Consider the following 12,988-nt stretch of genomic DNA (forward strand, 5'->3'; position numbering starts at 1 on the left):
GTACGGACTTGTTCCCGACCTCAATGCCGACCCCGGTGAAGCATCCAAGTGTGGGTGTGTGACGGGTGGTTGGTCGTTGTTTGAGAACTGCACAGTGGACGCGAGCATCTGTGGCCAAGTTTTTAAGGGCGCACGGTGGATGCCTTGGCACCAGGAACCGATGAAGGACGTGGGAGGCCACGATAGTCCCCGGGGAGTCGTCAACCAGGCTTTGATCCGGGGGTTTCCGAATGGGGAAACCCGGCAGTCGTCATGGGCTGTCACCCGCTGCTGAACACATAGGCAGTGTGGAGGGAACGCGGGGAAGTGAAACATCTCAGTACCCGCAGGAAGAGAAAACAACCGTGATTCCGGGAGTAGTGGCGAGCGAAACCGGATGAGGCCAAACCGTATACGTGTGAGACCCGGCAGGGGTTGCGTGTGCGGGGTTGTGGGATCTCTCTTTCACAGTCTGCCGGCTGTGAGGCGAGTCAGAAACCGTTGATGTAGGCGAAGGACATGCGAAAGGTCCGGCGTAGAGGGTAAGACCCCCGTAGTCGAAACATCAGCGGCTCGTTTGAGAGACACCCAAGTAGCACGGGGCCCGAGAAATCCCGTGTGAATCTGGCGGGACCACCCGTTAAGCCTAAATATTCCCTGGTGACCGATAGCGGATAGTACCGTGAGGGAATGGTGAAAAGTACCGCGGGAGCGGAGTGAAATAGTACCTGAAACCGTGTGCCTACAAGCCGTGGGAGCGTCGCGTGCAGCACTTGTGCTGTACGTCGTGACTGCGTGCCTTTTGAAGAATGAGCCTGCGAGTTTGCGGTGCGTTGCGAGGTTAACCCGTGTGGGGAAGCCGTAGCGAAAGCGAGTCCGAATAGGGCGATTCAGTAGCGCGCTCAAGACCCGAAGCGGAGTGATCTAGCCATGGGCAGGTTGAAGCGGCTGTAAGAGGTCGTGGAGGACCGAACCCACCAGGGTTGAAAACCTGGGGGATGACCTGTGGTTAGGGGTGAAAGGCCAATCAAACTCCGTGATAGCTGGTTCTCCCCGAAATGCATTTAGGTGCAGCGTCGTGTGTTTCTTGCCGGAGGTAGAGCACTGGATAGGCGATGGGCCCTACCGGGTTACTGACCTTAGCCAAACTCCGAATGCCGGTAAGTGAGAGCACGGCAGTGAGACTGTGGGGGATAAGCTCCATGGTCGAGAGGGAAACAGCCCAGAGCATCGACTAAGGCCCCTAAGCGTACGCTAAGTGGGAAAGGATGTGGAGTCGCAGAGACAACCAGGAGGTTGGCTTAGAAGCAGCCACCCTTGAAAGAGTGCGTAATAGCTCACTGGTCAAGTGATTCCGCGCCGACAATGTAGCGGGGCTCAAGCGTACCGCCGAAGTCGTGTCATTCCAGCATATAGGGCCAACGCCTGCTGGGATGGGTAGGGGAGCGTCGTGTGCCGGGTGAAGCTGCCGCGGAAGCGAGTGGTGGACGGTTCACGAGTGAGAATGCAGGCATGAGTAGCGATACATACGTGAGAAACGTGTGCGCCGATTGACTAAGGGTTCCTGGGTCAAGCTGATCTGCCCAGGGTAAGTCGGGACCTAAGGCGAGGCCGACAGGCGTAGTCGATGGATAACCGGTTGATATTCCGGTACCCGCTGTGAAGCGTCAAACATCGAGCCCATTAATGCTAAGGCCGTGAAGCCGTCCTGGAGCCTTCGGGCAAAGGGAAGTGGTGGAGCCGCCGACCCAAGGTGGTAGTAGGTGAGTGATGGGGTGACGCAGGAAGGTAGTCCAGCCCGGGCGGTGGTTGTCCCGGGGTAAGGGTGTAGGGCGTGTGATAGGTAAATCCGTCACACTTGTGCCTGAGACCTGATGCCGAGCCGATTGTGGTGAAGTGGATGATCCTATGCTGTCGAGAAAAGCCTCTAGCGAGTTTCATGGCGGCCCGTACCCTAAACCGACTCAGGTGGTCAGGTAGAGAATACCGAGGCGTTCGGGTGAACTATGGTTAAGGAACTCGGCAAAATGCCCCCGTAACTTCGGGAGAAGGGGGGCCATCACTGGTGATTGGATTTACTCCATGAGCTGGGGGTGGCCGCAGAGACCAGCGAGAAGCGACTGTTTACTAAAAACACAGGTCCGTGCGAAGCCGTAAGGCGATGTATACGGACTGACGCCTGCCCGGTGCTGGAACGTTAAGGGGACCGGTTAGTCAACTTTCGGGTTGGCGAAGCTGAGAACTTAAGCGCCAGTAAACGGCGGTGGTAACTATAACCATCCTAAGGTAGCGAAATTCCTTGTCGGGTAAGTTCCGACCTGCACGAATGGCGTAACGACTTCTCGACTGTCTCAACCATAGGCCCGGTGAAATTGCACTACGAGTAAAGATGCTCGTTTCGCGCAGCAGGACGGAAAGACCCCGGGACCTTTACTACAGTTTGATATTGGTGTTCGGTTCGGCTTGTGTAGGATAGGTGGGAGACTTTGAAGCGGGCACGCCAGTGTTCGTGGAGTCAACGTTGAAATACCACTCTGGTCGTGCTGGATGTCTAACCTGGGTCCGTGATCCGGATCAGGGACAGTGTCTGATGGGTAGTTTAACTGGGGCGGTTGCCTCCCAAAGAGTAACGGAGGCGCCCAAAGGTTCCCTCAGCCTGGTTGGTAATCAGGTGTTGAGTGTAAGTGCACAAGGGAGCTTGACTGTGAGACCGACGGGTCGAGCAGGGACGAAAGTCGGGACTAGTGATCCGGCGGTGGCTTGTGGAAGCGCCGTCGCTCAACGGATAAAAGGTACCCCGGGGATAACAGGCTGATCTTCCCCAAGAGTCCATATCGACGGGATGGTTTGGCACCTCGATGTCGGCTCGTCGCATCCTGGGGCTGGAGTCGGTCCCAAGGGTTGGGCTGTTCGCCCATTAAAGCGGTACGCGAGCTGGGTTTAGAACGTCGTGAGACAGTTCGGTCCCTATCCGCTGTGCGCGTAGGAATATTGAGAAGGGCTGTCCCTAGTACGAGAGGACCGGGACGGACGAACCTCTGGTGTGCCAGTTGTCCTGCCAAGGGCATGGCTGGTTGGCTACGTTCGGAAAGGATAACCGCTGAAAGCATCTAAGCGGGAAGCCTGCTTCGAGATGAGTATTCCCACCCCCTTTGAGGGGTTAAGGCTCCCAGTAGACGACTGGGTTGATAGGCCAGATCTGGAAGCCCGGTAACGGGTGGAGGTGACTGGTACTAATAGGCCGAGGGCTTGTCCTCAGTTGCTCGCGTCCACTGTGTTGGTTCTGAAACCACGAACAACCCCGTATGTCGGGCCACGACTACGGTGCGGTTGACAGTTTCATAGTGTTTCGGTGGTCATAGCGTGAGGGAAACGCCCGGTTACATTCCGAACCCGGAAGCTAAGCCTCACAGCGCCGATGGTACTGCAGGGGGGACCCTGTGGGAGAGTAGGACGCCGCCGAACTATTATTAGAAGAGCTGGTCCCTGAACTTCGGTTCAGGGACCAGCTCTTTTTTGTTTTGCGACACTTGCCGTTCACGTTCCGCAGCCAGCATCTGAGGCATGAGGACAGTTGGCATGTTGCGAGCCGCAGGCGTCGGCGCCGGTGACGAGGTCATCGTGCCGGCGTACGGAAACGTCGAGATCGCCGAGGCCGTGGTCCTGGCAGGGGCCGTGCCCGTGTTCGCGGACATAGACCGGGCGACGTACTGCCTCGATCCTGACGCAGTGACCGCCGCCATCACCCCCCGTACGGCCGCCGTGGCCGTCGTGCACCGCTTCGGGCACCCGGCCGACGTCAGGCGACTTCGGGAAGTCGGGCAGCGGTTCGGCATCCTCGTACTGGAGGAGGGTGAGACGCACGCTCCGTACGACGAGCTTGCGCGGCGGCGGGTCCACGCGGCCTACCTCAGCGGGCGGCTCGGCGGGGTGATCACCCCGGACGGCGTCGAGGGACACAGCTATCAGCAGTACGTCGTGCGCGTGCCCGGGAACGGCCGGCCGGACCGGGATGCCTTCGCGCGTGCCGTACGAGCCAAGGGAATTGACTGCCGGGTGCCCGTGAAGACGCCCGTTCACCGCACGTCGGACTTCTGGCGCGACGTCTGCCTTCCGGAGACCGAGCGCGCCGCGGATGACACTCTGGCGTTGCCGGTCGACGCGTCGATGTCGCGGCGTCAGCTGCAGCGCGTGGTGTCTGCCTGTAACGCGCTCGGCGGGCTTCTTCAGCCGGCGTAGGTCGGTTCGAGGGGCCTTCGATTTCAGGTATGATCTATTCCGTTGCCAAGCGGGAAACCGCGAAGCGCAACAGGCCCCTATAGCTCAGTCGGTAGAGCGTCTCCATGGTAAGGAGAAGGTCTGCGGTTCGATTCCGCATGGGGGCTCAGAGAGTAAGAAGAGAAGGTCCCCGCCCAGTTGGGCGGGGACCTTCTTTCGTTTCGGGGTGGAAGCGGCGGGTGCCTCAGTCCTTGTGGAGGCCCGGTACCCGCATCGCGAGGATCGCCATGTCGTCCGACGGGGCGTCCGTCGCGAAGCGCTCCACCGCGCGCATGATGCGGGCCGCTACCGCGCCGGCGGTGAGTCCCGTGCAGGTGGTGAGGACGTCCGCGAGGCCGTCGTCGCCGAGCATGCGGGTGCCTTCGCGGCGCTCGGTGACGCCGTCCGTCACGCAGAGCAGGACATCGCCCGGGTCGAGCGTCATCGTCTGTTCGTAGAGCTCCAGGTCGTCCATCACGCCGAGGAGCGGCTGCGGCTCCGCGTACGGCTCCACCGTGCCGTCCTGGCGCAGGCGGAGCGGGAGCGGGTGGCCGGCGCACACGATCTTCAGGACCGCCGAGCCGTCCTCCTGCGGCCACAACTCCCCGTAGAGGAGCGTGAGGAAGCGGCTGCGGGCGCCCTCGTCGAGGATGGCCGCGTTCAGGCGCTCCAGGACGGCGGGGCCGCCGAAGCCCTCGCGGGCCAGGAGACGCAGGGCGTGGCGGGCCAGGCCGGTGACCGCCGCGGCCTCCGGGCCCGTGCCGCAGACGTCGCCGATCGCGAAGCCGTACGCGCCGTCACGGATGGGGAAGAGGTCGTAGAAGTCGCCGCCGACTTCGTTGCCCTCGCCGGCCGCGCGGTAGATGACCTCGACCTCGACGCCCGGGATCTGCGGGAGCCCCGGCGGCAGCAGGCTGCGCTGGAGGGACTGGCTGATGGCCATGCGCTCCGAGTACAGGCGGGCGTTGTCCAGGGCGAGGGCCGCTCGGCGGGAGAGGTCTTCGGCCAACTCCAGGATCTCTTGGCGGAAGTGTTCGTCGGACGGCTTGCCCAGCGTGAGCATGCCGATGACGCGGTTGCGGGCGACCAGCGGCAGAACGACCGTCTCGCCGCCCACTGCAGACGCCGTCGAGAGCGTCGTGCCGATACCTGAACCGAGGCTCATGGGCTCACCGAGGCCGAGGCTGCGCATGGAGGTGCGCAGGGCGGCCTGGTGGGCGGCTTCCGAGGGGGCGGCCCAGACGCGGGCTCCGGGGGTCGGTACGGGGTCGGGAGGGGCGATCTTGGAGAGGAGTGCCTTCAGGCCGTCGATGCGCTCCTCGTCCTCGTGGAGGACGTACGAGAGAAAGGGCTCGGACGACTGGTCGGCGATCGTGTAGACCGCGCACCAGGTGGCGAGTGTCGGGACGGTCATCTGGGCCATGAGCGCCAGGGTCTGGTCGCGGTCCAGGGTGCCCGCGAGGAGGTCCGATGCCTCGACGAGGAAGGAGAGCGAGCCGCGGCGCAGGCGCTCCAGCTCGCCGAGGCGCGCGGACTCGACGGCGAGGGCGATGCGGTCGGCGGCGAACTGGAGGCGAAGCGCTTCTTCGTTCGAGTAGCGGTCGGGGGCCTCGGCGGCGACGCCGAGGGAGCCCGTGAGGCGCCCTTCGACCTTCAGCGGGACCGTGACGACCGAGCGCATGCCCGTGCCGCTGAGGAGCGGTACGGCGCCGGGGACGACCGTGAGGTCCTCGTGGACGGCCGGCATGCGGGCGGAGCCGTAGCGACCGGGTCCTGCCTCCACGGGGACGCGGGCGAAGCGCTGGCGGGCCGATGGCAGGCCTGTGGAGGCGCGGACCTCCAGCTCCGTCTCGTCGTCCGTGGCGAGGAGCAGGAAGGCGGCGTCGCCGTCGAGCATGTCGCGGGCGCGTTCGACCGTGCGCTGGAGCAGACCGTCGAGGTCGTCCGGCGCGGGGGAGCCGATGAAGACCTCGAAGGGGTCGGCGGTGTGCGACTCGGTGAGCGTCCCGGGCTCGGGGGCGGGGCCGCGCAGCGGGGTCTGCAGGACGGCGCGCTCGTCGTCGCGGACGAGCAGGCAGACCGTGGAGGGTTCGCCGTCGGCGTCGCGGACGCGCAGGTGCGAGGCGTAGACGGGGGTCACGCGGCCGTCGGAGCCGCGGATGCCGTAACTGCCCTCCCAGCGGGAGAGTTGGAGCGCTTCCACGATGCCCGTGCTGGTGCCCGGGGTGTGCGGCCAGGCGGCGAAGTCGGTGAGGGGTTTGCCGGTGACCTGTTCGGCGGCGTACCCGAAAAGCTCTTCGGCGTCTTCGTTCCAGGCGGAGATCGCGCCCACGCGGTCGATCTGGACGACGGCGACGCGGACTCTGCCGTCGGTGAGCGGGAGCAGCTCGGCGGGGAGGGCGGGGCCCGCGGCGCGGGTGCCCACCGAGCGGTCGGGGAGGTCGAGTTGGAACCAGACCAGCTTCTGGGTGGGGGTGTAGTCGACGCCCCAGCGGGTGGCGAGCGCCGCGCACAGCTGGAGGCCGCGGCCGCCCTCGCGGTCCGGGTTGCCCATGTTCACGGCGGACTGCTGGAGCGGGATCTCGCGTTCCGGGTAGTGGTCGGAGACCTCGATGCGTACGGCGTCCTCGCTGCGCAGACACAGGACGTCCGCGGCGGTCCCGGCGTGCACGACGGCGTTGGTGACCAGCTCGCTGGTGAGGACGACCGCGTCGTCGACGATGTCCGTGAACCCCCAGCCCTGGAGGGTGTCGCGGACAAAGGAGCGTGCCGTCGCGACGGAACGCCCGACGGGGTCGAAAGTCGCAGCCGCGCGCGCGGTGATCACAGAACTCCTCGTACGAGTATCGACGCCCAAGTCTCCCACCATGGTGCGGCCGCCCCTCCGATGCCCGCTTGTACGTGTGCCACCGCCCAGGCCGGGCAGGACCGGGGTGGTTGGACAGCCGGATGCCAGGTTACTTACCTTCGCCGTCCATGCTGATGCCGGTCGTCAGTGTTTCCGCCCGGAGGGTGTGCGGACGGTGTGCGAAGCTGCCGAACTGTTATGGCCTGGTTCAGCCATGGTGAAACACTGGGCAAGCTTCTTGGAGAGAGCCCAGGTAACCCGAGCAGTACGGTCGACCCTTGCGGGAGGGACACAGTGGAGTCTGGCGCAGCGACGCGGGGCACTAAAACGCGTGCGAAAGACGGACAGTCCCAGAGCAAACAGCGCAAACCGCGCCACGGGACGACTACGTCAGTAGACGCCGCGGCCCTGAACAGGTTGCTCGCGGCGCTCGCGGCCATGCGGGACGGAAACTTCCGCAAGCGGCTCACCGTCTCCGGTGACGACGTCATGTCGGAGATCGCCGCCGTCTTCAACGAGGTCGCCGACCGGAATCTGCATCTGACCGGTGAGCTTTCCCGGGTGCGGCGCATGGTCGGGCGTGAGGGAAAGCTCACGGAACGGCTGGAAAGCGGCGCGAGCGAGGGCTCATGGGCGGCGGCGATCGACGCCTCGAACGCCCTCGTCGACGACCTCGTACGCCCCGTCTCCGAGGTGGGACGCGTGCTCTCCGCTGTCGCCGAGGGCGACCTGGAGCAGCGGATGGAGCTGCGGGCGCAGGCGGACGAGGGGAACGGTCATCCGCTGCGCGGGGAGTTTTTGAAGGTCGGCAGGACGGTCAACAATCTGGTCGACCAGCTCTCGACGTTCACCGACGAGGTCACGCGCGTGGCCAGCGAGGTGGGTACCGAGGGCAAGCTGGGCGGTCAGGCGCGGGTACGTGGAATGTCCGGTTCGTGGAAGGATCTCACGGATTCGGTGAACACCATGGCGTACCGATTGACCGCTCAGGTACGTGACATTGCTCTCGTTACGACGGCAGTCGCCAAGGGCGACTTGTCCCGAAAGGTGACGGTCCACGTCGCCGGCGAGATGCTGGAGCTGAAAAACACCGTCAACACGATGGTGGACCAGCTCTCGTCGTTCTCCTCCGAGGTGACCCGCGTCGCGCGCGAGGTCGGCACGGAGGGCGAGCTCGGCGGCCAGGCGCAGGTGCCGGGTGTGGCGGGAGTGTGGAAGGACCTCACCGACTCGGTGAATCTTATGGCCGGCAACCTCACCGCCCAGGTGCGTGGGATCGCCCAGGTCACGACGGCCGTCGCGAACGGCGATCTGTCCCAGAAGGTGACGGTGAGCGCACGCGGCGAGGTCGCCCAACTCGCCGAGACGATCAACCAGATGACCGAGACGCTGCGTACGTTCGCGGACGAGGTCACCCGCGTCGCGAACGAGGTCGGCGCCGAGGGGCAGCTCGGCGGTCAGGCGAACGTGCCGGGCGCGGCGGGGACGTGGAAGGACCTCACCGACTCGGTGAACACGGTCTTCCGGAACCTCACCACGCAGGTGCGGGACATCGCGACGGTGACGACGGCGGTCGCCAACGGCGATCTCTCGCAGAAGGTCACGGTCGATGTCGCGGGCGAGATGCTCGAGCTGAAGAACACCGTGAACACGATGGTGGACCAGCTCTCCGCCTTCGGTGCCGAAGTGACGCGTGTGGCGCGCGAGATCGGCGTAGAAGGTGAGCTCGGCGGCCAGGCGCAGGTGCAGGGCGCGGCCGGCACGTGGAAGGACCTGACGGACTCGGTCAACACCGCCTTCCGTAACCTCACGGGCCAGGTCCGCAACATCGCGCAGGTGACGACGGCGGTCGCCAACGGCGACCTGTCGCAGAAGGTCACCGTCGATGTCTCCGGCGAGATGCTTCAACTGAAGAACACCGTGAACACGATGGTGGACCAGCTGTCGTCGTTCGCCGATCAGGTCACGCGGATGGCGCGCGACGTGGGTACGGAGGGGCGCCTCGGCGGCCAGGCCCGCGTGGACGGTGTCAGCGGCACCTGGAAGGAACTCACCGACTCCGTCAACTTCATGGCGGGGAACCTGACGTCGCAGGTACGCCAGATCGCCCAGGTCACCACCGCGGTGGCCCGTGGCGACCTCTCCCAGAAGATCGACGTGGACGCGCGCGGCGAGATCCTGGAGCTGAAGAACACCATCAACACGATGGTCGACCAGCTTTCGGCCTTCGCCGACCAGGTGACCCGGGTGGCCCGCGAGGTGGGCACGGAAGGCCGCCTCGGCGGGCAGGCGCAGGTGCCCGGCGTGGCCGGAGTGTGGCGCGATCTGACCGACTCCGTGAACGGCATGGCCGGCAACCTCACCGCCCAGGTGCGCAACATCGCGCAGGTCGCGACCGCGGTGGCCCGTGGTGACCTCTCGCAGAAGATCGACGTGGACGCGCGCGGCGAGATCCTGGAGCTGAAGAACACCCTCAACACGATGGTGGACCAGCTCTCCGCCTTCGCCGAGCAGGTGACGCGGGTGGCCCGCGAGGTGGGCACCGACGGCATCCTGGGCGGTCAGGCCGAGGTGCAGGGTGTCTCCGGCACCTGGAAGGACCTCACGCAGTCCGTGAACGGCATGGCGAACAACCTGACGCTTCAGGTCCGCAACATCGCCGAGGTCACGACGGCCGTCGCCATGGGCGACCTCTCCAAGAAGATCACCGTCGACGCGAAGGGCGAGATCCTCGAACTCGTCACCACCGTGAACACGATGGTCGACCAGCTCTCGAACTTCGCCGAGCAGGTCAACCGCGTGGCCCGCGAGGTGGGCACCGAGGGCAACCTGGGTGGCCAGGCGCGGGTCCCGGGCGTCACCGGCACCTGGAAGGACCTCAGCGACAACGTCAACCTGATGGCGAACAACCTGACCGGTCAGGTCCGCAACATCTCCCAGGTCGCGGCGGCGGTCGCCAACGGAGACCTGACCAAGAAGGTGACGGTCGAGGCGCGCGGCGAGGTCGCGCAGCTCGCCGACACCGTCAACACCATGGTGAAGACGCTGAGTTCGTTCGCGGACGAGGTGACCCGAGTGGCCCGCGAGGTGGGCACGGACGGCATCCTCGGCGGGCAGGCCCGGGTGCCCGGAGTCTCGGGCACGTGGAAGGACCTGACGGAGTCCGTGAACGGTATGGCCTCCAACCTCACCGGCCAGGTCCGCAACATCGCGATGGTCACCACCGCGATCGCCAAGGGCGACCTGACGAAGAAGATCGACATCGATGCCCGGGGCGAGATCCTCGAACTCAAGACCACCATCAACACGATGGTCGACCAGCTGTCGTCCTTCGCCGAGCAGGTCACGCGCGTGGCCCGCGAGGTGGGTACGGAAGGGCAGTTGGGCGGTCAGGCGCGCGTGCGGGACGTCGACGGCACGTGGCGTGACCTCACCGAGTCCGTGAACGAGATGGCCGGGAACCTGACGCGTCAGGTGCGCGCCATCGCCGAGGTCGCCACCGCGGTGACGCGCGGCGACCTGAACCTGAAGATCGACGTGGACGCGGCGGGCGAGATCCAGGTCCTCCAGGACAACATCAACTCGATGATCGCCAACCTCCGCGACACCACCCTCGCCAACAAGGAACAGGACTGGCTCAAGGGCAACCTCGCCCGCATCTCCGGTCTGATGCAGGGCCGCCGGGACCTGGCGGACGTCGCCTCGCTGATCATGAGCGAGCTGACCCCGGTGGTCTCCGCGCAGCACGGCGCCTTCTTCCTGGCGCTGCCCACGGACGAGGGCGCGGAGCCGGGTGCCGAGCAGGGGGACGCGTACGAGCTGCGCATGATGGGGAGTTACGGCTACTCCATGGGCTCCATGCCCACCTCCTTCCGGCCCGGCGAGACGCTCATCGGCACGGCCGCGCAGGAGCGGCGCACGATCCTCGTGGAGAACGCGCCCTCCGGCTACCTGCGGATCGCGTCCGGCCTCGGCGAGGCGCCGCCCGCGCAGGTGATCGTGCTCCCGGTGCTCTTCGAGGGAACCGTCCTCGGCGTGATCGAGCTGGCCGCGTTCCAGCCGTTCACGCAGATCCAGAAGGACTTCCTCAGCCAGATCGCCGAGATGATCGCGACGAGCGTCAACACCATCAGCGTCAACACCAAGACCGAGGTACTGCTCAAGCAGTCGCAGGAGCTCACCGAGCAACTGCGGGAGCGCTCGGCGGAGTTGGAGAACCGACAGAAGGCACTACAGGACTCCAACGCCGAACTGGAGGAGAAGGCCGAGCTGCTCGCCCAGCAGAACCGCGACATCGAGGTCAAGAACACCGAGATCGAAGAGGCAAGGCAGGTCCTGGAGGAGCGTGCCGAACAGCTCGCGGTCTCCATGCGGTACAAGTCCGAGTTCCTGGCGAACATGTCGCACGAGCTGCGCACGCCGCTCAACTCCCTGCTGATCCTGGCGAAGTTGCTCGCCGACAACGCCGACGCCAACCTCACCCCCAAGCAGGTGGAGTTCGCCGAGACGATCCACGGCGCGGGCTCGGACCTGCTCCAGCTGATCAACGACATCCTCGACCTGTCGAAGGTCGAGGCGGGCAAGATGGACGTCTCCCCGACGCGCATCGCCCTGGTGCAACTCGTCGACTACGTAGAGGCCACTTTCCGGCCGCTGACCGCGGAGAAGGGGCTCGACTTCTCCGTAAGGGTGTCTCCGGAGCTGCCCGCGACGCTGCACACGGACGAGCAGCGGCTCCTCCAGGTGCTGCGCAACCTCCTGTCCAACGCGGTGAAGTTCACCGACTCCGGAGCGGTCGAGCTGGTGATCCGGCACGCGAACGCCGATGTGCCCAACGCCATCCGCGAACAGCTCCTGGAGGCGGGTTCGCTGCGGGACGCGGACGCGGATCTGATCGCCTTCTCGGTCAGCGACACCGGCATCGGTATCGCGGGCAGCAAGATGCGCGTGATCTTCGAGGCGTTCAAGCAGGCCGACGGAACGACGAGCAGGAAGTACGGCGGCACGGGCCTCGGCCTCTCCATCAGCCGGGAGATCGCGCGCCTGCTCGGCGGTGAGATCCACGCGGCGAGCGAACCGGGCCGCGGCTCGACGTTCACGCTCTATTTGCCGCTGCACCCGAGCGAACTGCCGCCGCAGGGTTACTCGCAGCTGTCACCCCTGCCGGGCACGGTCGCGAGGCCCGCCCTGGAGGAGGGCGCGTCCACGGCCGAGCAGCCCGCGCAGAGCGAGGGTGTCACGCCGCCGCGGCTGGACGCGACGCCGGATTCCGGCACGCTCTTCAGGCGCCGGCGTCGTGCCGCGCACGCCTCTTCGGAGCAGCCGCCGGTGCTGCCGGGGCAAGGGGTCGCCGAGCCTCAGGAGCAGCGCTCGCAGGAGCAGTGGCCGACCGCGGGGCAGCAGGAGGCGGCCGAGGCGCGGCCCGGCCACCAGTTCGGCGGCGAGAAGGTGCTCATCGTCGACGACGACATCCGCAACGTGTTCGCGCTCACCAGCGTCCTGGAGACGCACGGCCTCTCGGTGCTGTACGCGGAGAACGGCCGTGAGGGCATCGAAGTCCTGGAACAGCACGACGACGTGACGGTCGTCCTGATGGACATCATGATGCCGGAGATGGACGGGTACGCGACGACGACGGCGATCCGCAGGATGCCGCAGTTCGCCGGGCTCCCGATCATCGCGCTCACCGCGAAGGCCATGAAGGGCGACCGGGAGAAGGCCATCGACTCCGGGGCGTCCGATTACGTTACGAAGCCGGTCGACCCGGATCATCTGCTCTCGGTGATGGAGCAGTGGATGCGCGGGGAGTGACCGAGAAGAGGCTTCATTACGCGGAGTTGCTGACAGAGTGTGGCCGTAGCCGTGTAGGACCGCGGTATTCGGGGAACCTTCTGGTCTCCCACT

Annotated in this window: 3 protein-coding genes, 1 tRNA gene and 2 rRNA genes; 5 read left to right on the top strand and 1 reads right to left on the bottom strand. The window is 65.5% G+C overall.

What is annotated here, in order from left to right; genetic code table 11:
- Positions 1–112 precede the first annotated feature (112 nt).
- From ABXJ52_RS27365 to ABXJ52_RS27380, 4 genes are all read left to right on the top strand, one after another.
- Positions 113–3,236 (top strand): 23S ribosomal RNA (locus ABXJ52_RS27365).
- 91 nt (positions 3,237–3,327) lie between these two features.
- Positions 3,328–3,444 (top strand): 5S ribosomal RNA (rrf, locus tag ABXJ52_RS27370).
- 114 nt (positions 3,445–3,558) lie between these two features.
- A complete protein-coding gene (locus ABXJ52_RS27375) occupies positions 3,559–4,218 on the top strand; it encodes a DegT/DnrJ/EryC1/StrS family aminotransferase (RefSeq protein WP_367045313.1) in 660 nt (219 codons plus the stop codon).
- Between the two features lie 73 nt (positions 4,219–4,291).
- Positions 4,292–4,364: transfer RNA gene (locus ABXJ52_RS27380), tRNA-Thr, on the top strand.
- 77 nt (positions 4,365–4,441) lie between these two features.
- Here the strand turns inward: ABXJ52_RS27380 and ABXJ52_RS27385 are convergent.
- Positions 4,442–7,105, bottom strand: coding sequence for a SpoIIE family protein phosphatase (locus ABXJ52_RS27385; RefSeq protein WP_367045315.1), 2,664 nt, complete (start codon positions 7,103–7,105; stop codon positions 4,442–4,444).
- 273 nt (positions 7,106–7,378) lie between these two features.
- Here ABXJ52_RS27385 and ABXJ52_RS27390 point away from each other — a divergent pair, with 273 nt between their 5' ends.
- Positions 7,379–12,895: a HAMP domain-containing protein gene (locus tag ABXJ52_RS27390; RefSeq protein WP_367045316.1), complete on the top strand. Its 5,517-nt coding sequence runs from the start codon at positions 7,379–7,381 to the stop codon at positions 12,893–12,895.
- The last annotated feature ends 93 nt before the right edge of the window (positions 12,896–12,988 follow it).

The sequence above is a fragment of the Streptomyces sp. Je 1-332 genome, assembly GCF_040730185.1.
Classification (GTDB): domain Bacteria; phylum Actinomycetota; class Actinomycetes; order Streptomycetales; family Streptomycetaceae; genus Streptomyces.